This window comes from Polynucleobacter sp. Adler-ghost (assembly GCF_018688495.1).
In the GTDB taxonomy this organism is placed as follows: domain Bacteria; phylum Pseudomonadota; class Gammaproteobacteria; order Burkholderiales; family Burkholderiaceae; genus Polynucleobacter.
The window spans coordinates 362,269-382,252 of sequence record NZ_CP061320.1; the positions used below are offsets into that span (position 1 = coordinate 362,269).

Sequence of the window (19,984 nt, forward strand, 5' to 3'; positions counted from 1 at the left end):
GGCCTTGCCTCGGTGGATTCCCTTAAATTGACCGACTTCAGTCAATTTGCAGCCCAAATCCCCTTAAATTGCCGGGGTCGATGATTTAAAATAGATTTCTCGGTCCAGTATGTGAAATTACACCCAAGACAGCCACAAGCGCCTGAAGTGTTGCATACGGAATGCGAGAGTGGTTCGGTATAAGGCCGACCCCTAATATTTACCCATATCGAGGAAACATCAATGGCTTCAGAGACATCAAAGATCATTTACACGCTGACAGATGAAGCGCCTTTATTGGCGACCTGTGCATTCTTACCAATCATTCGTACTTTTACGGCTCCAGCTGGAGTTCAGGTTGTAGAAAGCGATATTTCTGTTGCGGCACGTATCTTGTCAGAGTTCTCTGATTGTTTAACGGATGAGCAAAAAGTTCCCGATAATTTGGCTGAGCTTGGTCGTATGACCTTATTGCCTGATACCAACATCATTAAGTTGCCTAATATCAGTGCATCAGTTCCACAACTGCTCGCCGCTATCAAAGAGTTGCAAGCTAAGGGTTACAAACTTCCTGATTTTCCAGATGATCCTAAAAATGATGCTGAAAAAGCAATTCGTACGCGTTACTCCAAATGTTTGGGTAGCGCCGTAAACCCAGTATTGCGCGAGGGCAACTCTGATCGCCGCGCACCAAATGCCGTTAAGCGCTATGCCCGTAAGAACCCGCACTCGATGGGTGAGTGGAGTCAAGCCTCCCGTACGCACGTATCGCATATGCATGGTGGTGATTTCTACGCAGGTGAGAAGTCAATGACGATGACTAAAGCATGTGATGTGAAGATGGATTTAGTTACGAAGAGTGGCAAGACGATTGTTCTCAAGCCAAAAGTAAGTTTGCTTGCAGGTGAAATTATTGACAGCATGTACATGAGTAAAAAAGCACTCTGCGAGTTCTATGAAAAAGAAATTGAAGATGCTTACAAGACTGGCATGATGTTGTCCTTGCACGTCAAGGCCACCATGATGAAGGTGTCACACCCAATCGTGTTCGGTCACGCTGTCAAGATTTTCTACAAAGATGCATTTGAAAAACATGGCAAGTTGTTTGAAGAGTTGGGTGTAAATCCAAACAACGGTATGAGTAGCTTATACGAAAAAATCAAGACTTTGCCAGAATCTAAACGTGAAGAAATCATTCAGGACTTACATGCTTGCCATGAGCACCGTCCAGCGTTGGCAATGGTGGACTCTGCCAAAGGCATTACTAATCTTCATTCACCAAGTGATGTGATCGTAGATGCATCGATGCCAGCAATGATTCGTGTGGGTGGCAAGATGTGGGGTGCTGATGGTCGTTTACATGACACTAAAGCAGTCATCCCAGAAAGTACCTTTGCTCGCATCTATCAAGAGATCATTAACTTCTGTAAGACGCACGGTAACTTTGATCCAAAAACGATGGGCACAGTACCCAATGTGGGCTTGATGGCTCAGCAGGCGGAAGAGTACGGTTCACATGACAAGACCTTTGAAATCACTGAGGCAGGTGTAGCTCGCATTGTTGCGGATGACGGCACAGTCTTGCTGGAGCAGAATGTGGAAGAGGGCGATATCTGGCGTATGTGCCAAGTAAAAGATGCGCCGATTCGTGACTGGGTGAAGTTAGCAGTAAACCGCGCACGCTTGTCGCATACTCCAGCCGTATTCTGGCTAGACGAGTATCGTCCACATGAAGCCGAGTTGATCAAGAAGGTGCAAACCTATCTGAAAGAGCACGACTTAACTGGCGTTGATATTCAGATCATGTCGCAGACTCGCGCAATGCGCTACACCTTAGAGCGCATCATTCGCGGTAAGGATACGATCTCTGTGACCGGCAATATCTTGCGTGATTACCTCACTGACTTGTTCCCGATTATGGAGCTCGGTACCAGCGCCAAGATGTTATCTATCGTGCCTTTGATGGCTGGTGGCGGCCTCTTTGAGACTGGTGCGGGTGGTTCTGCTCCTAAGCACGTTCAACAGTTGGTCGAAGAAAATCATTTGCGTTGGGATTCCTTGGGCGAGTTTTTGGCCTTAGCAGTTTCTCTAGAAGATATTGGTGATAAGACTGGTAACGCCAAAGTCAAAATCTTGGCTCGCACTTTAGATGAAGCTACCGGCTCATTGTTAGATAACAATAAGTCACCATCACCACGCACAGGTGAGTTAGATAATCGCGGTAGCCAGTTTTACTTGGCGATGTACTGGGCTCAAGCTTTAGCTGCGCAAACCGAAGATAAAGAATTGCAGGCTCACTTTGCTCCGATTGCAAAAGCGTTGACTGAGAACGAGCAAAAGATTGTTGCCGAGTTTAAGGCGGTACAAGGAAAGCCTGCGGATATTGGTGGCTACTACATGCCTGATCACGACAAGTTCGTAGCTGTGATGTGTCCAAGCACTACCTTGAATAGCATCTTAAAAACGGCATCAGCCGCTTAAAGTAAGTTCGTTTCATCAAAAGGGCAAGCCGCTTGGTTTGCCCTTTTTTCTTGTCTGCCTTTTGGGTTAATGCAGTAGCTCAGCAATAAATTGGTAGGCATAGGAGAATAAGGTCTATTGTCATTATTAGATTCAATCCATTGAGGAGACTTTGATATGTCCACAAATGAGGAAAAACGGCTTTCCCAGGAAATTACCCCTAAAGCGGTCTTTGAGGGACGTCGTGACTTAATCAAGAATGCTGCGGCCGGAGCCTTTGGTCTAGCGTTAGCTCCTTGGTTCTCGCGCGAGGCAATTGCCAGCAATGCTCAAAAGTTAATTGCTACGCCAAACCCAAACTTTGTTTTGAAGGATGAATCAACCAGTTACCAGTATGTCACTGGCTATAACAACTTTTATGAGTTTGGAACAGATAAATCAGATCCCGCTGCTTATGCCCAAAGTTTGCAAACTCGGCCATGGACTGTGACGATTGAAGGTTTGGTTAAAAAGCCAATGACCTTGGATATAGATGCCTTGCTTAAGCTTGCTCCGATGGAGGAGCGTATTTATCGTATGCGCTGCGTTGAGGGTTGGTCTATGGTCATTCCTTGGGATGGTTACTCTTTATCCAAATTGCTGAATCAGGTGCAGCCTTTAGGTTCTGCGAAGTATGTTGAATTTATTACCTTAGCTGATCGCAAACAAATGCCAGGCCTGAAGAGTCAGATTATCGATTGGCCTTATCGAGAAGGTCTACGCTTAGATGAGGCTATGAACCCCCTGACACTCCTCACTTTTGGTCTTTATGGCGAGACACTACCAAAGCAAAATGGCGCCCCAGTCCGAATCGTCGTGCCCTGGAAATATGGTTTTAAGAGCGCTAAGTCGATCGTGAGCATTCGTTTAACAGAAGAAATGCCCAAGACGAGCTGGAGTCAGTTTGATGCGCGTGAGTATGGGTTTTATTCCAATGTAAATCCTTTGGTAGATCACCCCCGCTGGAGTCAGGCGACTGAGCGACGTATCGGTGACTCTAGAGGTGGCTTTGCTCCTAAAATCAAAACCCAAATGTTTAATGGTTATGGTGATCAGGTGGCGAGTATGTACACCGGGATGGATTTGAAAAAATTCTATTGATGCAAAACGATAAGTAAAGTTGGATGAAGTTACTGATCTTCCTATTGGCCCTACTGCCGCTAAATCGTTTGATTTGGCTAGGGTTTACTGATGGTCTGGGCGCCAATCCAATTGAGTTTATTACGCGCTCAACGGGAACATGGGCGCTAGTCTTTTTGTGTTTGACGCTGGCGATGACTCCATTACGTTTGCTAACGAATTCAATAGGGTGGATTCGGTATCGCAGAATGTTGGGCCTATTTTGTTTCTTTTATGCATCACTCCATTTTGTCATTTGGCTTTGGCTAGATCAGGATTTTAATTTAATAGAGATGCTCAAAGATGTAGTAAAGCGGCCCTTTATTACAATGGGCTTTATTAGCCTAGTTTTGCTATTTCCTCTGGCACTGACTTCAACCCACTGGGCTCAAAGAAAACTGGGTCGTCGCTGGGCGCTCTTGCATCGACTGATTTATCTCATTGCCTGCACCGCAATCCTCCACTATTGGTGGCATAAGGCAGGTAAGAATGATTTTGATACCGTCACAATCTATGCAGTAGTTTTGCTATTGTTGTTATGTTGTAGGATTCCTTATATTCGCAAGCTTTTAGGTAAGCGATCTACCATCTAAGAATGTTCAGTTGATGACCCTATTGATATTTTCTCGCACTTTCTTGATTTCTACATTGGGCTTACTGCTGATTTGTTTTGGATCGTCCCAAGTCTTTGCACAGCAAAGTGATCAGAATGTGAGAACCATCGCTACTTTAGATGTTCCTCGCTACTTAGGTACTTGGTACGAGATTGCAAAATTCCCAAACTGGTTTCAGAAAAAATGTGTCTCTAATACTAAAGCTGTTTATAGCGCTAAGCCTGATGGCAATCTTCGAGTCCTTAATAGCTGCAAAACTGCCGCTGGCGAGACTTCAGAGGCAGAGGGTTTGGCTCGCCAAATTGGCAGCAAGAATTCACCCAAATTAGAGGTCCGTTTCGCCCCTGAGTGGCTCTCTTTTTTACCTTTAGTATGGGGTGACTATTGGGTAATTGATTTGGATCCGCAATATCAATTAGCTGCTGTGAGTGACCCTAGAAGAGAGTATCTTTGGGTTCTATCAAGAACCCCTCAGCCTGACCCCAAAGCCTATGCTGATTTATTGCAACGCCTAAAGCAACAACAATTCGATATTCAAAAGCTTGAGATTACTACGCAAAAAAATGAAGGCTCTTGAAAAGCGCATCGGTAATTACTTACTCCCACCCGGAATTGAAATTTTCGAGCGTGGATGGCTATCGGCAAACAATATATTGCTCTTCAGTGAGGAAGATGTATCACTAGTTGATAGTGGCTACTGTGCGCACCAGCAGATGACTGTTGATCTGGTTACTAATACACTGAAGCAGCATGGCTTAAATAAGCTCAATAAAGTGGTCAATACCCACCTGCATTCTGATCATTGTGGCGGTAACGCAGTCTTATCAGAGGTATTTGATTGCGAGATATGGATACCAGAAGCAGAGGCAATTGCCGTACGAGACTGGAGCGAGGATTTACTGAGCTTTCAGCAACTAGGGCAAGAGTGTCCAAGCTTCACACACCATGCCCTACTTGTGCCTGGTGAAGAAATACTCTTAGGCTCTTATCGCTGGCAAATTCTGGCTGCTCCAGGCCATGACAACCATTCAGTCATGTTGTACCAAGAGCAGCATCAAATCTTGATCTCTGCCGATGCGCTATGGGAGGAGGGCTTTGGAGTCATTTTTCCTGAGCTTTGGGGTGAGAGTGGTTTTGAAGAAGTGGCGCAGACCTTAGAGTTAATCGAAGGTCTCCCTGTTGCCTTAGTTATTCCTGGGCATGGCAAGCCTTTTACGGATGTCAAAAAGTCAATTGAGACCGCAAAATCCCGCCTCGATTACCTCTCAAGCGATGCTGACCGCAATGCACGTCATGGTGCTAAGGTGCTCCTGAAGTACAAGCTGTTGGAATGGCGAAGCCAGAAGCTAGCAGTGGTCAATCAGTGGATTGCAGGTACGCCTGTACTGGAAAATATTCGCAAGCAGCTCAATATGAGCAGTGAAGCTTTCCAGGCCTGGTTGGTGGAGGCTTTAGTGAAATCGAAAGCAGCTGTTATCGAAAACGGTTTTTTAATGAATCAAGACTAAAGTGTTCGTCAGAAATTAAACGATAGTTTTCCATAAAAAGACCAGTCGTAGACAGAGTAGCTTTGCACGACCTGTTTGCTGGCACCCACCGCGAATAAAAAACTTTTATTAAGACGATGAGTCACCATGGCATCGAGCGGGATAAACCAGCCACCCCCTCCACCGGTATTCCAAACAATTCCATTCTCATCCCACAATCGAAGTTGCGTGCTGGGGGAGATATTCAATCCAAGCGTTGGAAAAATATTGAGATTGCGAACTAAGGGCGGTTGATTGGGGTTACTAGCAAACGAATTACTCTTGGTATCAAACCCATACATATATCTGAGTAATGGTGAAAAGTCTGAGAGTCTTGAATCGCTTCCCTTATTTGGTACATATACTGTGCCGATCTGAGGGCCGGCAGCCCATTGCCCGTTATTGCCAAATGGAAGCACAACCCTAGCACCTAATGTACCCTCCCAATTCCTCAGAATACTGGGGTGATTTCCCCAGACCGTTAGCATGGTGTTACCGGCGTTATAAGTGCCGGATGACTGCTCGGTAAGAGTGGGTCCGTAAGTTGAAACATAGGAGGTGTCGAGTCGCATAGTGCCTCGCCACTGGTCAAACTGCAGGGGCTGGTAGTAGCGAAGCTTCAATGTGTCGCTTTGGGTTTGTTCTCCAAAGGTATTGTGATACCCCCAAAATTCCAGAACCCGTTGACTTGAGTACTGATCAGATGCTTTCTCTAGATTTAAAAAGCCTCCAGAGAACTTGCTTTCATCAGCACAAGCATTTCCTATTAATCCCAATGAAATCAGGAGGCGAGCAAAAATACGTAACAATGTCATATACGCAGTAATATAAATGACTCAGCCAATTGGAAAAAATAAGTAGGATATATGGAACATACAGTTTTAGTCACCGGCGCTACTGCTGGCTTTGGAGAGGCAACTGCAAGGCGGTTTTTGGCACATGGCCATCAAGTGATCGCCTTAGGTAGAAGAGTCGAGCGCCTAGCAGCTTTAAAAGCATCCCTGCCAGTAGAGCAGCAGAAAAAATTACTCACCTTGGCGCTAGATGTTTGTGATAGCGCAAAGGTTGATGAATTGGCAGCTACACTACCAGCCGAGTTTTCTAGGGTGACAGTGTTGGTTAATAACGCTGGGTTAGCTTTAGGGCTTGAGCCGGCGCATCAGGCTTTACTTACGGATTGGGATCAGATGATTGATACTAATATCAAGGGGCTAGTGCATATGACGCGTGCCTTTTTGCCGGGAATGGTAGAGCGCAAGTGCGGCCATGTGATTAATCTGGGCTCAGTAGCGGCAAATTATCCCTATCCTGGTGGCAACGTCTACGGCGGCACTAAAGCCTTTGTTCAGCAATTTAGCTTAAATCTCAGGGCAGATTTAATTGGTACTCCAGTACGCGTTACTTGCGTTGAGCCAGGGATGTGCTCTGGAACTGAGTTTTCGAATGTGCGCTTTAAAGGTGATGACAGTAAGGCTGGTAAGGTTTACACCGGAGTGAAAGCATTAAGTGCTGATGATGTAGCGGAGGCTATTTATTGGTCCGCTAACTTACCAAGTCATATGAATATTAATTTAGTAGAGCTAATGCCAGTGCAGCAGTCTTTCAATGGTTTTAATGTTCACCGTGGTGAACTGCAATAAAACCTAAATTGTCGGTTTCCATTGGTAAAACTTGGGGTAGACGCGCATCACTACTGGCCCGTCGAAATCCCACGATTTACAGGTACCCAAATAGAGTGGTGGTTTGTTGTCATCCGGATCAAATAGCGCTCCTGGAATAGATTGAAATGCAGCGGTAGCAATATTGCTGAGTAACTCTCGTAAATGAGTGCACCCCTTAATACCTCCAAGGTGCTCGTTGATAATTTTGCGCCAACCCTTACCAATGCGAGCGCCAATCAGTGCATCCATTGGAGGTATTACTTGCGGACATTCTGGGTGGGGGTGGCTGTCCATGGCCACTTCAATTGCTTGAATCACTAATTCAGTGTTCACAGTAATGCGAACCCACATATCGTGGAAAGCTTGGCCTGGCTCCCAGGTTTTTCCGCCGGTAGTAAATGGCTGAAATTTAAAATCTCGTAAATGCGCTTCAATATCCCACTGGCCATCTTCTCGAGCGTAGCCCTGAAAAGTAATTTCACGAGTATGGAGAGGATTTCTGGGTGCTGGGATTGAGAGCATGGCAGTAGTAAGTAAGAAGCTTGTAGGCGATATCTAGCCATCATAACGGCTTCATTTGTCGGTTACTGGGAGTGCGGCTTTGTAGTATTCTCGGCATGATATGGCCAAACCAATTTCTCTCGAAAAAATACTATTTAGCCAAGGCTTTGGGACCAGGCGCTATTGCAGCGATTTAGTCTATGCCGACCTAGTCAAGGTCAACGGTGTTCCAGCAGATGATCCAGAAGAGCGTATTGCTACAGAGGGATTAATGCTGAATGTAGAGGGGAAAGATTGGGAGTTTCATGAAAAGGCCTATATTGCGTTTAACAAGCCGCCAAACTATGAGTGTTCCCATAAAACCACGCATCATCCAAGTGTCTATAGCTTATTGCCTAAGCCTTTTGTAGAAAGGGGATTGCAATGCGTCGGGCGTCTAGACTTTGACACTACCGGCTTAATTTTGATATCGGATGATGGTCAGTTTATTCATAAGATGACTACGCCAAAGAAAAACATTGGCAAGATGTATGAAATCACAACTCCTGAGCCCATTACCCAAAATCAGATTGATCATTTGTTAACAGGCGTGGTGTTGGATGATGATCCAAAGCCCTGTTTTGCTTCAGCATGTAAGCAGCTTGGAGAGAATATATTAGCCATGACTATTGTTGAGGGTCGCTATCATCAAGTCAAACGAATGATGGCTGCAGTAGGTAATCATGTTGCTAAGCTGCACCGTACTGAAATCGGACAATACATCATGCCAGCAGATTTGGCTGAAGGTGAGTGGCGCTGGCTGTATCCAGATGATTTGCAGAGACTATCGCAGAGTATTGGAGCTCTCATTGCCTAAACCGAATCTACTTGCTAAAGATTTTGACTTTGCAACAGTGTTGCCGCAGTGGCAGGTGCATCCTGATACTCAAGAGCTAGAGCGGGTGTTTGTATTTAAGGACTTTAAGAGTGCCTTTGAGTTCATGACCTTGTGTGCAGACTTCGCTGAAGAGTTGGATCATCACCCCGACTGGTCAAATACATGGAACAAGGTATCAGTACGATTGAGTACCCATTCCCTGAGGGCACTGACTGAGTTAGACGTCGCCATGGCACGTGCCATGGATCAGTTCGCCCTACAAATCTTGGCTTAATTCGTTTTACTGCGCTTCCTCATCATCTTCATCCTCGGAGGTGATGCTCATGAGGATGGTTGCTAAGAGACCATAAACCACTTCTGTGGCGATCATGCCATCTTCATCAAGCTCATCAATCAGATCATTCAGGCAATCTTCTGTTGGCTCATTTAAGAGTGTCATGGCGCATTCGCACCCGTAATCAAAATCTTCGTCGTTTTGGGTTTGAGTATCGTTCGTCATAGGAATCCTTTAAGTGATGCTGCAGAATAGCAAATAAAGACTCGCAAGCCCAGCCCTATTATTTTAGTAGCGCAAGAACTTCTTTGAAGACAGGGTTTTGAGCTGTCTTGAGCCACTCAAATCCAAGCATCTCAACAGTAATCAGTCGTGCTCCAGCAATGCCTAGTCGATCAAGCGCAATTTGCTTATCGAGTGCTCGGCGCGAACCAACTCCATCCACTACTACGGAAACATCGTAGCCCTCATCGATCAGTTTAAGTGCTGTTTGCATTAAGCAAACATGGGTTTCACATCCCATCAGAATGCACTGTTGGCGATTATCAGGAATGGCGGCAGTTAGGCCATCCGCGCAGGCATTGAAGTGCTCTTTCTCAATCGTTTTACTGCAATAAGACTGAATGGGATCGAGATTGCTGCCTAAGCTACTCGGACTTTGCTCTGTGCCGATAATTGGAATCTCGAGTAGTTGGGCAATTTGCGCAACGCGAATACATTGCTTGAGCACTGCTTCACCTTGAGCAATCGCAGGCATCAGGCGTCCCTGTAAATCGATCAAGATGAGAATTGAATTTTCTGAGTGGATTTGGTTTGATGGATTCACAGTGTCAGGCTCACAGTTTTAAAGTCAAGCTCATCATCCTGACTATGAATCTGAAAACCCAGATCAGAGACAAGATGAAGCATTCTAGAATTTTTACTCAAGACATACCCCAGCATTTCTTGTAATCCATTCTTTTTCGCATATGCAATGAGATCACGCATTAAATGCGTGCCAACACCCTGTGTAGTATGGCTATCACTCACACTCAGGGAGAATTCACAAGCATTTTGATTGGGAGGTGTTACATAACGTGCAATTCCAATAATCTCCTCAGTACCAGCATGACTTGTCATGGCCGCAAGCAATGCCATTTCTTTTTTATAGTCTAAGTGCAAGATGTCATCCAGAAAGTCATCTGGAAGTTTAGAGATAGCATGGGCAAATCGGAGATAGCGACTTTCTGGCGAAAGATGATTAAACAGCTCTATGATTCGCTCTCGATCATTCACTTGGATGGGGCGAACCTGGTAATGACTCCCATCACTAAGCGTATAGACCTTATTGGTAAAAGGAGTCGATGTATTCATAAGAGGTGGATAAGGGCTAGTTATTCTAGGATACCTGCTTTATGTATCTACTCGAAGTCTTTTGGCTCTAGAATGGCATTCTGATGTTTCAGCTCTCAGCAGCCTATTGGCGATTGTGTGATCCAGTACAAATAGGAAAGAGTGATGCGTATTCCAGTCCAGTTCAGAATAATTTTTGTTTTCAGTATTGCTTTTGGTTTTGCACCCTCAAGCATTCTTATTGCGCAAACATTCTCTCCTTACACTCCAGCGCAAATCCAAGAATTCAATAGCCAGCCTATTGCTCCTTTAGAAACTCCTGCTGGCCCGGTTTATATAGAGCGCCCACCTATCAGTCAGCTTCCAAATACACCTATTGATTCGCGTTATATCAAAAATCCAGATGGTGAGGAACAGGCTGAAGCGCAGGGTGCCCAATCCGCCGCGCCGTTTGAACCAATCCCAGCGACCATGGTTTTTTAATGATCGCAAACTGTTAAAATTACTTCTACATTTTAAAAAAGAGTTATCCATGAAATCCCTTTCCAGTTTATATCTCATAAGTCTTGTAATGGCCTTAGGACTGTCAACGGCTGCATATTCTCAGAATGCATTACCCGTAAATGCCGCTGCTTCTGTAAATGGAATGATCATCAGCAATGATGTTGTTGAGCAAGGTATTCAAGCGGCCTTAGCCCAGGGTCAAAAAGATTCTCCAGAGTTGCGTAATGCAGTCTTAGGAAAAATGATTGAAATCGCACTCCTGTCTCAGCAGGCTGAGAAAGATGGGCTTGCTAACTCTGATAGAGCTAATACGCAACTGGCCTTGATTCGCCAAAATTATTTAGCAGACTTAGAGTTGTCTACTTATATGTCTAAAAATCCAGTGAGTGATGCTGACGTGCAAGCAGAGTACAACCGTGAGATTGCGTCTTTAGGTTCACAAGGCATGATCGTGGAGTACAAGGTAAGTGACATTGCTGTAGCTACTGAGGCTGATGCACAAGCTACCCTAGCTAGAATTAAGAAAGGTGAGTCTTTTGATAAAGTGGCTAAGAGTGTTTCACTTGCACCCAATAAGGTGCAAGGTGGTGCTGTAGGCTGGGTGCAGGCCGGGCAAACTTTGCCGCAGATTGCCGCTGTTCTCACAGTCTTGTCTAAGGGCCAGGTTTCTCCTAACCCAATTCAGATGCCGCAGGGGTGGTATTTAATTAAGTTGGAAGATAAAAAATCTAGCAAGCCCCCAACTTATGAGCAAGCTAAAGCAGTCATTCGTAATGGCCTGGTGCAGAAGAAGCAGTTTGAATTCCTCTCACAGTTACGTCAGGGTGCAAATATCGTCGTACGCTAAACCAGAGTAATTTAGCTTGCTACACCAAAAAGGGCGCCAGAGCGCCCTTTTGCATTTCTGCCTGCCTCTCTAGTGGTATTTCTCTATCTCAATGCCTGGCATTCAGGAGTAGATTAAATAAACCACTAATTGAGCTAGGGAGATATGCATGAGTAAGAATCCATTTGACTTGAATGCAATGGCAAATCAAACCAAGGGTATGAAGGCTGCACAGGCAGTCGGCCAAGTAGCGCTAAGTAGCGCTCAGGAGATCGCTCAATTAAATCAGCGCGCTGCACAAGAGCTTTCCTCTCGAATGCAAGCTAAAGTGGCGGAGCTCATGAAAACACAGGATCCTAAGGCGGTATTTGATTATGTACATGCTGAGGTATTGCAAGAGGCCGCTAAAGAGGTTGCCGAGTATCAGTCCCAACTATTTCAAGCCTTAGCTAGTGGAAATAAAGAGCTAGCAAAAATTGCCGAGGCAATGATCAAAGAGTCGCAACATGACTTAATTCATTTTGTGAATGAAGCGACACAAAATTCTCCTGCAGGTGCTGAGCCATATACCTCGATATTCAAAACCTCTTTTAATAATGCACTTGAAAATTTTGATCTGATTCGAGCAGCTATGACAGATTCATTTTCAAACTTTGAGAAGAGTAGTTCTGCAGTAAGGCAAAAAAAGAAGTAAATAAAAAACAGTAAATAAAAAACCAATACAGAGTCTTGAAAGCCCAAGAATTCAATTATGGGTTGCAGTGACTACAGAGAGATGGGTTTGCAAATGTTAGCGTCTTGATGCCCTTGGCATCTCGATACTCACATTTGAGGCATCCCCATATTTTTGTGATCTCTTGATTGGTGGGCATGCCACACGCATTGCAGGGTAAGCCACGCTGGATGTCTTTGATCCAATAGCCCGGTATCTGGCATGCTGGGCATAAAGAGTTGAGCTTGTTTGCAAGATCGAGAGTTGCTAGCCGAATATTTTCCATTCGCGTAGGATTGGCAAAGGCTCTGAGATCATTTTCAACATACACAATCCCTTTCGACGAGTGCGCGCAAGCCCATTCAAAGGCATCCCTCAGTTGCTTGATATTGCCAATATTTTTGATTGATTGTGGGTGGTATTGATCCGTTGGCTTAATCACTAGAAGATGAGATGGAAATAGCGCAGTATGCGCAAATTTTTCTAACTCCTCCCAATGTTTTACATAGGCATGATTGTTTTGTGCAGGAGCGCTGTGAAACCCCGTAATTTCTAGTTGTAGTTTTGAGTCAATCAGAATAACTAGTTCGCTATTCCATGCCAACATGCCAGTAAATGGGTCAGCATTAAACGCCCCCTCATTTGCAAGGCCAAGATCTGTGCCGATCAGGCCCATGCCGATCTGAGCTTTCTTTCTTGCAGCATCAAGCTGGCTGCCATACCTGGGTGTTTCTAAAGTAAAAGTTCCCAGTAGATCGGTATCGTAAGCATCAGTATGTTGTATGTCCATCCCGGTGGCGGGCTGTAAGACTGAGCTCAATACATGCTCTTTGCCATGTTTTGTTAAAACGCTTGCTGTTCTATTGAAATAAATACCCATCTGAATATCTCATCGTAGGACTCATGGACTGATTACATTACTAATTTTGCAATCATGGCATAAAGAGGTATGCCTAAAATAATATTGAATGGGAAGGTGATGCCAAGGGACATACCCATATAGAGGGCTGGATTAACTTCTGGCAATGCATGTCGTAAAACTGCTGGCACGGCAATGTAAGAGGCGCTTGAAGCGAGCACCATCAGTAAAATAGTATTGCCAAGTGGTAGGCCAATGAACTTGCAGAAGGCTAGTGCAATCAAGGCATGTGAAAGCGGGGAGGCAAGGGCGTAAAGCAAGGTAATGGGGGGCTTGCCATACAAGCCCTTAATATTTCTAGCTGCCATTAAACCCATATCGAGTAGAAAAAATGCGAGCATTCCTTTGAAAAGATCAATCGAAAACGGCGCCATGAGTTTTTGGCCGGCATCACCGCTCACGAGGCCAACCAGCATTGAACCAAGCAGTAGGAGCTGCGCACCATCAGTAAATGACTCATGTAGGATTTTTGAGATACCCGTTTGTTGAAGTCCTGTTTGGGTTTGTTTTGCATGCGCCGCCCTAGCTTTATTTGCCAAAACAATTGCCAGGATGATTGCTGGGGACTCCATGAGTGCCATTGCTGCTGCCATATGGCCCCCATAACTAATATTGAATTGATCTAAGTATTGGGTAGCCGTAATGAATGTGACTGCACTGACGGAGCCATAGGTTGCAGCTACAGCTGCTGCATCAAAGGTATTGAGTTTGGTTCTGAGGATTTGGTAGCCAATGATCGGAATCAAGATGGCTAAAAAGATAGCAAGACCAAGTGAGAGCGCGATTTCTGTCGTAAAGCCTGATTTATGTAAGGCAAATCCTCCTTTGAGACCCAAGGCCATCAAGAGGTAAAGCGAAAGAAATCGTGCAATCGGTGGTGGAATTTCCAGGTTGGATTTAACAGCGCCAGCAAATGCGCCAAATAAGAAAAAGAGAATTGCTGGGTCTAAGAAATTTGCCATGATTTAACGTTTAATAATTGCTTCTACAAGAGGATGCTGAATTTTCTTCTCCGAGCGAATAGCATAAAAATATTCGTAAATATGTTCACACTTACCAATCATCTCAATGTGATAGGTTTCTTGTAAATCTTTCCTGATGCTCTCTCCTGCTGGAAACACTCCAAGGCCGCTGGCCGCAAACGTTTTTAAGAGGGCGCTGTCCTCAAACTCCCCGGTAATGTTGGGGTTGATCCCGTTTTCAGAAAACCATTGATCAATCAAGTGTCTAACCTTGGAATGAGAGGTAGGCAGTAGGATGGGTAACTCATTAAGACATTCTGGAAATGGTTTTTTGGATTGCTTCAGTAGTTTCTTGGGGCCAAACCAAGCAATTGCTGACTTCATTAATTCTTCGCTGTAGACGTGTAGATTTTTGTTGGCTGGAGCAGGCCTATCCGCAAGCACGATATCTAATCGATGCAAAGCTAGATCAGCTAGGAGGTCTTCAAACTCACCCTCGTGTGCAATGAGTTGTACACCATCCTTCTCAAGAATCGGTGCTAGCAATTGCCGAGTTACGAGCTTGGGGAGTCCATCAGAGACGCCAACGGTAATTTTGATTTTGCGGGAGCTTGCAGCCTCTCTTACTGCCTCAGGTAGTTGCTCTCCTAGGAGAAAAATCTGATCGGCAATTTCTAGAGCTGCATATCCAGATTCAGTGAGAGTAATGCCGCGACCAGCCGGCTTAAATAGGAGATAACCGAGTGATTTCTCTAATTCGTGAACTTGGGCACTAATCGTCTGAATTGCGATATTGAGACGTTCGGCGGCCCTAGACATGCTGCCTTCTTTGGCTACTACCCAAAAATAGTAAAGGTGGCGGTAGTTATAGAGCATTTTAATTGTCAGTTTTTTACGAAATTACTATCAATATATATCTGCTTTTAACTTAAAGCAAATAGGCCTAAATTAACCCCATAGAAATCCATGGAATACATGGATGATTTTTAGAGGAGATGAAATTGGAACTATTTAGCCCGGAGTTTTTTTCGGCATTACTGGCAATTATTGTCATTGACTTGGTGCTTGCGGGTGATAACGCGATCGTCATTGCGATGGCCGCGAGGAATTTGCCAGCACATCTGCAGAAAAAAGCGATTATCTGGGGAGCTGTAGGTGCAATTGCAGTGAGAAGCGCTATGACACTGGTGGTGGTCTATTTACTGAAGATCCCTGGTTTGATGCTGATAGGCGGCTTATTGTTAGTTTGGATTGCCTATCGCCTGCTTAATCCCGAGCAAGAGAATGATGAGCACGGCAATGCGTCTACAACCTTTTGGGGTGCAATGAAAACCATTGTGATTGCAGATGCCATCATGGGTCTGGATAACGTACTCGCGGTTGCGGGTGCATCACACGGTAGTTATGTGCTCGTTGTATTGGGGTTGCTCATTAGTATTCCAGTTGTTATCTGGGGCTCAACACAAATTCTCAAAATCGTTGAGCGCTATCCTTCAGTAACCTACTTGGGCGCTGCTGTACTTGCTTGGACAGCTGCAAAAATGATGATTTCAGAGCCTATCTCTCAGGATTGGCTTGCTACTCAGAGTCCAGCCTTGGAATACCTCATTCAAGTGGTAGTTGTATTGGGTGTATTAATTAGTGGCTTTATTAGAAGTAGACGTGCACTTGAAGATGTTATTGCTCCTTCGGTGGTTATGCCGGAGTCTGCAAATATGGTTTCATCACAGCAGTCCACTCATTTTGGAGAAAGCAACATGAATAAAATTCTGATTCCAGTAGATGGTTCAAAAAATTCAGAGATGGCAGTAAAGCATGCTGTAAATACTTATGGTCAAGATCCTAATGCATATTTTCATCTGTGCAATGTTCAGCCTACCTTGTATCGACACATCGGAAAATTTCTGAGCAAGCAAACAATTAATGAGTGGCATGCTGAGCGGGCAGCTCTGGCATCCGCATCAGCCTCCGCTTATCTCGAAAAGCAGGGCCTAAACTTTGCCTTCACCTACGTCTGCGGAGACACAGGCACTGCCATTCGTGATGAGGCTGTGAGACTGGAATGTAATCGCATTGTGGTTGGTACTTCGAAGAAAAACTCTCTGAGCCGTTTATTTGAAAACTCCACTACCGCCAAGCTGCTAGAAATCAGCAATATACCGGTAGAAGTAGTAACGGGCAGCTCCTTACCCGTACTTGAGCGTTGGGGTATCCCAGCTCTCGGTGCTGGTGCAGCTACAGCCTTGATGGCTGTAGTGATTGACTAGTTTTACCCTGCTGTTCTCTTTTTGCCCTCATTTTGAGGGCATTTTTTTATCTAAAAATACTCAGTTAAATACTGAAATAAAGTCAATTAAATTCTTCTTTATTAGGAAATAAAATCTGTCTATTCTGTACTGGTGTTTAACAAAGGAGATAGCAATGAATCTGATCTTAGAGGCCAAGGAAGAAGTCGAGCCAGAATTAAAAGTCTTCACAGAAAATCGAGTGAAATTTTCTTTAAAACGACTTTTATGGATGGTACGGAAAATTAAGATTCGCTATTCAGCAATTTCGCCTTCAAAGACTACCTGCAATCAAAATTGCATAGTTAGCTTGGAGACATTTGATCATCATCAAATCGAAGTCAGTATGACTGCTAGGGATAAGCGCATAGCGCTTGAGATGTGTCTTAAGAAAATATATAAGCTGGTGCAAAAAGCGTTTCATAAAAGTCAGCAATATGGCCGATTTTCAAAACATGTCTATATATGAACGAATCATTCCCAATGCAATTCATTCGCCATAAGTGTGATCTAATATCTACTGAACATGTGGGGAGTAGCCTGCTCAGTTATCTGAGTCCTTTTTATCGTCAATTCGACCCTTGGGTCCGGTATAGAGGTGAGTCAATATCAAGGCAAGACCATTTAAATCTTTATAAATGGTTATCTTTTGAACATGCAGCCCCAATCTTTGCTTTATTTGCTAAAAATCATGCGCAATTCCCTGATTTTGGGAATTTTGTCCGCTTTCGATCCGGTGGAGCGAGATAATCAAAGATCTAATTTATTTTCTCAAAGTCTTGTAATGAGTGCCATGAGGTTCGCGCCGATACTCCTGACGTACTTCCTATTGATAGGCGGAGTCAGTGCGCAAGTTCAAAAGCCCTTGAAGCTCAATGAGCTCATTGAGATTGCATTGGAGTCGAGCCCTCAGGTCTTGGCGGCGCGGGATCAATCCAAGGCAATTAAAGGGCAGCTCTCTTCAGCTCGTGCGATTCCAAATCCCGATTTTGAAATGAATACCGGACAACAGAGGTCGGTATCTGGGCCGTTAACCACCGGCAATGTCTCGTCGTGGTCAGTGACTCAGCCTTTGGATATGCCTTATACCCGCTACCCTAGAGTAAATGCTGCCGAGGCGAATGTCCGCGCTGCAGAGGCTTCCCGTATCGCTTTTGAAATCGAAATGATTTCAAGGGTGCAGCAGCGTTTCTATGAATTAATGCGTCGCGATGCAGAGTTAAAAGCTGCCGAAGAAGATTTAAGTCTGACAAAGCAAATTCGCGATCGTATGCAAATTCGTTATGACGTCGGTGATACCGCTCGATTTGAATTGATCCGAGCGCAAACGGAATTTCTGAATGCGCAAATTAATGCTGAATCCAGCAAGCTCAGGGTTGAGCAGGCCAAAGGCCAGCTCAGGCAGGTGGTGGGGCATGGCTTGCCACCTGACTATGAGGTTGTTTCGCAAGCCCTCAAGATAGAGCCATTACCTCCTTTGCCGATATTACTCAGCGAGCTTCATGCGCAAAGTCCTGAGTTGCAGAAGGCAAAAGCTGAAGTCGAGGCAACTGAGTCAAAGCTGAGTTTTGAGCAGAACTCTCGCTTACCTCGACTCTCTATAAAAGCCCAGCAATATAACGACCCTAACTTTACTGATCGCCTGTATGGCTTGGTGGTAAGTATTCCTATTTGGGATTTTAAGGGTGGTCAGATTGCTGAGGCACAGGCCAATGCATCTAGAGCGAAGAATCAATTTAATGCTCAGAGCCAAAGTCTTGAGCAGCAATTAGAGACTGCTTATAAGCTTTACCAAATGACTAGCTATCAAGTAAAAATATTAGATCAAGAGGTTGTTCAGTTAGCTTCGAGTGCAAGGCGGATTGCTGAAGTTTCTTATCGCTATGGTGAGCGTGGCATGCTCGAGTATTTAGATGCACAAAGAACATTCAGAGTTGCTCGTAATGATTTGATTAAGGCGCGTTTTGACTTGGCTTCTGTCCTGACGGAGATTGAGCGTTTAAGAGCAACCCCAGAGTGGATTGCAAAAATTGAGAGTGGAAAGTAATGAAGCAAAAGTTCACAATAATGATGGATCAGTTAAAGGCTTTGTATACCCAATACTTGGCGATTGCAAAAGTCTATCTTCAAGAATGGATCGCTGTTGTTATCAAAACCCAACATGATCTATATGTACTGACCCATGAGTGGTTTAGCGCCCATTTGCCTCGGGTGGCTCAGCAATACGATAAGAGCCCTCAGTGGACACAGAAAAGCCTTTTTTATCTTCCGTGGTTTTGTTTATTCTTGATCATCTTGAATTACTTCAATGTATTTGATCGCAGCCCAAGCATTAAATCGGTCCAAGACCCCAATGTGGTGATCGTGAATCAGGACTTACGCAATATGATTACTGACGGGCGCATCTACACCGGCACTTTTGTGGAGGAGCTGCGTGCTTCCGGCCGCGTTGATTTCAATGAATTATTTCTGTCGCGTATTGGCGCAAATGTCACGGGTCGTGTGTCCGATATTTTGGCGATTCCGGGACAGCGTGTGAAGCAGGGCGATATTTTGGCGAAGATTACTTCTACAGAATTGACACAATCTCAGCTGTCTTATTTGAAGGCAAAGAGCGCTAGTCAGTTGGCTGATCAAGCTGCTAATCGTGCCAGAATTCTATACAAAGAGGATGTGATTGCTTTAGCAGAATTGCAAAGACGTGAGGCCGAAGCTAGCAGTGCAAAGGCAGAGTTTCGAGCTACCAATGACCAATTGCGCGTTCAGGGCATGGATCAGCCCAGCATTGATCGTTTGGCGAAATCAGGTGTGATTGAGTCTATTAATAATGTCATTGCAACCATCCCAGGCGAAATTGTTGAGCGCAAAATTAATAAGGGGCAGGTAGTTCAACCTGCTGATGCTTTATTTACGGTTGCTGATTTAAGTACTCTTTGGGCTGTCTCGGAGATTCCGGAGAGTAATGCCTATCTCATTCATAAGGGTCAGAAAGTAACCCTAGTTATTCCGGCCTTAAGAAATGCATCAATTGAGGGTGTTGTTGCCCACGTCGATTCGATTGTCAACCCGCAAACACGCACAGTAGTCGTCAGAATGGAAGTGCCTAATAAAGATGGCCTCATTAAGCCGGGCATGTTAGCAACCATGATGATTGAGAGTCAGCCTACAGAGCGCTTGCTAGTTCCATCTAGTGCAGTGATCCGTGAAGATAACCATGATCATGTCTTTATACGTGAGGATGAGGACACCTATCGGATGGTCACAGTCAAATTAGGTCCTGAGGGTAAGGGTTATCGCCCAGTCATCTCCGGTCTGAAAGATGGCCAGGAAATTGCCATCAATGGTGCCTTCCATTTAAATACTGAACGTAAGAGACAGTTGAGCGGTGGTTAGT

General features: G+C 44.7%; 23 protein-coding genes and 1 pseudogene. 16 read left to right on the forward strand and 8 right to left on the reverse strand.

Annotation, left to right across the window (positions count from 1 at the left end):
* Positions 1-222 precede the first annotated feature (222 nt).
* The 5 genes from ICV89_RS01960 (at position 223) to ICV89_RS01980 (ending at position 5,719) form a co-directional block, all read left to right on the forward strand.
* Positions 223-2,460 carry an NADP-dependent isocitrate dehydrogenase gene (locus ICV89_RS01960; RefSeq protein ID WP_215309211.1) on the forward strand — a complete coding sequence of 746 codons (2,238 nt, stop codon included), beginning with the start codon at positions 223-225 and terminating at the stop codon, positions 2,458-2,460.
* A 156-nt stretch (positions 2,461-2,616) separates the two neighbouring features.
* Positions 2,617-3,579 (forward strand): protein-methionine-sulfoxide reductase catalytic subunit MsrP, encoded by a 963-nt coding sequence (gene msrP / locus ICV89_RS01965; protein ID WP_215309212.1) that lies wholly within the window; start codon positions 2,617-2,619, stop codon positions 3,577-3,579.
* A gap of 23 nt (positions 3,580-3,602) precedes the next feature.
* Complete coding sequence (locus ICV89_RS01970; protein WP_215309213.1) at positions 3,603-4,190, forward strand: sulfite oxidase heme-binding subunit YedZ; 588 nt, start codon at positions 3,603-3,605, stop codon at positions 4,188-4,190.
* Between the two features lie 13 nt (positions 4,191-4,203).
* Complete coding sequence (locus tag ICV89_RS01975; protein WP_215309214.1) at positions 4,204-4,788, forward strand: lipocalin family protein; 585 nt, start codon at positions 4,204-4,206, stop codon at positions 4,786-4,788.
* A complete protein-coding gene (locus ICV89_RS01980) occupies positions 4,775-5,719 on the forward strand; it encodes an MBL fold metallo-hydrolase (protein ID WP_215309215.1) in 945 nt (314 codons plus the stop codon). Before ICV89_RS01975 ends, ICV89_RS01980 begins: the two co-directional genes overlap by 14 nt.
* Positions 5,720-5,727: 8 nt before the next feature.
* Here ICV89_RS01980 and ICV89_RS01985 read toward each other — a convergent pair whose 3' ends face one another.
* Positions 5,728-6,552 carry a hypothetical protein gene (locus ICV89_RS01985; RefSeq protein WP_251370885.1) on the reverse strand — a complete coding sequence of 275 codons (825 nt, stop codon included), beginning with the start codon at positions 6,550-6,552 and terminating at the stop codon, positions 5,728-5,730.
* Between the two features lie 51 nt (positions 6,553-6,603).
* On the opposite strand from ICV89_RS01985, the gene ICV89_RS01990 reads away from it, so the two are divergent.
* Positions 6,604-7,377 carry an SDR family oxidoreductase gene (locus ICV89_RS01990; protein ID WP_215309216.1) on the forward strand — a complete coding sequence of 258 codons (774 nt, stop codon included), beginning with the start codon at positions 6,604-6,606 and terminating at the stop codon, positions 7,375-7,377.
* A 3-nt stretch (positions 7,378-7,380) separates the two neighbouring features.
* Here the strand turns inward: ICV89_RS01990 and ICV89_RS01995 are convergent, their stop codons facing one another.
* A complete protein-coding gene (locus ICV89_RS01995; RefSeq protein WP_215309217.1) occupies positions 7,381-7,920 on the reverse strand; it encodes a DUF2889 domain-containing protein in 540 nt (179 codons plus the stop codon).
* Positions 7,921-8,020: 100 nt separating this feature from the next.
* Between ICV89_RS01995 and ICV89_RS02000 the strand changes: the two genes are divergently transcribed.
* Both ICV89_RS02000 and ICV89_RS02005 read left to right on the forward strand, forming a co-directional pair.
* On the forward strand, positions 8,021-8,755 hold the full coding sequence (locus ICV89_RS02000) for a pseudouridine synthase (RefSeq protein ID WP_215309219.1): 735 nt from the start codon (positions 8,021-8,023) through the stop codon (positions 8,753-8,755).
* Positions 8,748-9,050 carry a 4a-hydroxytetrahydrobiopterin dehydratase gene (locus tag ICV89_RS02005; protein ID WP_251370886.1) on the forward strand — a complete coding sequence of 101 codons (303 nt, stop codon included), beginning with the start codon at positions 8,748-8,750 and terminating at the stop codon, positions 9,048-9,050. Before ICV89_RS02000 ends, ICV89_RS02005 begins: the two co-directional genes overlap by 8 nt.
* A 6-nt stretch (positions 9,051-9,056) precedes the next feature.
* Here ICV89_RS02005 and ICV89_RS02010 read toward each other — a convergent pair whose 3' ends face one another.
* From ICV89_RS02010 to ICV89_RS02020, 3 genes are read right to left on the reverse strand one after another with little or no spacing between them, the layout of a single operon-like run.
* Positions 9,057-9,275 (reverse strand): hypothetical protein, encoded by a 219-nt coding sequence (locus ICV89_RS02010; RefSeq protein ID WP_015420558.1) that lies wholly within the window; start codon positions 9,273-9,275, stop codon positions 9,057-9,059.
* A 58-nt stretch (positions 9,276-9,333) separates the two neighbouring features.
* A complete protein-coding gene (locus ICV89_RS02015; RefSeq protein ID WP_251370887.1) occupies positions 9,334-9,876 on the reverse strand; it encodes an isochorismatase family protein in 543 nt (180 codons plus the stop codon).
* A complete protein-coding gene (locus ICV89_RS02020) occupies positions 9,873-10,403 on the reverse strand; it encodes a GNAT family N-acetyltransferase (protein WP_215309221.1) in 531 nt (176 codons plus the stop codon). The genes ICV89_RS02015 and ICV89_RS02020 overlap by 4 nt, the downstream gene beginning before the upstream one ends.
* A 144-nt stretch (positions 10,404-10,547) precedes the next feature.
* Here ICV89_RS02020 and ICV89_RS02025 point away from each other — a divergent pair, with 144 nt between their 5' ends.
* From ICV89_RS02025 to ICV89_RS02035, 3 genes are all read left to right on the forward strand, one after another.
* Complete coding sequence (locus tag ICV89_RS02025; protein ID WP_215309222.1) at positions 10,548-10,865, forward strand: hypothetical protein; 318 nt, start codon at positions 10,548-10,550, stop codon at positions 10,863-10,865.
* Entirely contained in the window at positions 10,786-11,733 is a 948-nt protein-coding gene (locus ICV89_RS02030) for a peptidylprolyl isomerase (protein ID WP_215309223.1), read from the forward strand. The genes ICV89_RS02025 and ICV89_RS02030 overlap by 80 nt, the downstream gene beginning before the upstream one ends.
* A 148-nt stretch (positions 11,734-11,881) precedes the next feature.
* Positions 11,882-12,406, forward strand: a complete 525-nt coding sequence (locus tag ICV89_RS02035) for a phasin family protein (protein WP_215309225.1) — start codon at positions 11,882-11,884, stop codon at positions 12,404-12,406.
* Between the two features lie 55 nt (positions 12,407-12,461).
* On the opposite strand, the gene ICV89_RS02040 is transcribed toward ICV89_RS02035, so the two are convergent.
* The 3 genes from ICV89_RS02040 to ICV89_RS02050 form a co-directional block, all read right to left on the reverse strand.
* The gene (locus tag ICV89_RS02040; RefSeq protein ID WP_215309227.1) at positions 12,462-13,244 is read right to left on the reverse strand and encodes a DUF6671 family protein; all 783 of its coding nucleotides are present in this window, start codon (positions 13,242-13,244) and stop codon (positions 12,462-12,464) included.
* A 92-nt stretch (positions 13,245-13,336) separates the two neighbouring features.
* On the reverse strand, positions 13,337-14,305 hold the full coding sequence (locus ICV89_RS02045; protein ID WP_215309230.1) for a sodium-dependent bicarbonate transport family permease: 969 nt from the start codon (positions 14,303-14,305) through the stop codon (positions 13,337-13,339).
* A 3-nt stretch (positions 14,306-14,308) separates the two neighbouring features.
* Positions 14,309-15,181 (reverse strand): LysR family transcriptional regulator, encoded by an 873-nt coding sequence (locus ICV89_RS02050; RefSeq protein WP_371817859.1) that lies wholly within the window; start codon positions 15,179-15,181, stop codon positions 14,309-14,311.
* A gap of 119 nt (positions 15,182-15,300) precedes the next feature.
* On the opposite strand from ICV89_RS02050, the pseudogene ICV89_RS10910 reads away from it, so the two are divergent.
* From ICV89_RS10910 to ICV89_RS02070, 5 genes and pseudogenes are all read left to right on the forward strand, one after another.
* Positions 15,301-15,969: pseudogene (locus tag ICV89_RS10910) on the forward strand (TerC family protein); the annotation flags it as partial.
* A gap of 93 nt (positions 15,970-16,062) precedes the next feature.
* On the forward strand, positions 16,063-16,572 hold the full coding sequence (locus tag ICV89_RS10915) for a universal stress protein (protein WP_256441783.1): 510 nt from the start codon (positions 16,063-16,065) through the stop codon (positions 16,570-16,572).
* A gap of 154 nt (positions 16,573-16,726) precedes the next feature.
* Entirely contained in the window at positions 16,727-17,059 is a 333-nt protein-coding gene (locus ICV89_RS02060; RefSeq protein ID WP_215309233.1) for a hypothetical protein, read from the forward strand.
* 222 nt (positions 17,060-17,281) lie between these two features.
* Positions 17,282-18,637, forward strand: a complete 1,356-nt coding sequence (locus ICV89_RS02065; protein WP_215309235.1) for a TolC family protein — start codon at positions 17,282-17,284, stop codon at positions 18,635-18,637.
* Entirely contained in the window at positions 18,637-19,983 is a 1,347-nt protein-coding gene (locus ICV89_RS02070; protein WP_215309236.1) for an efflux RND transporter periplasmic adaptor subunit, read from the forward strand. The genes ICV89_RS02065 and ICV89_RS02070 overlap by 1 nt, the downstream gene beginning before the upstream one ends.
* Position 19,984: the final 1 nt, after the last annotated feature.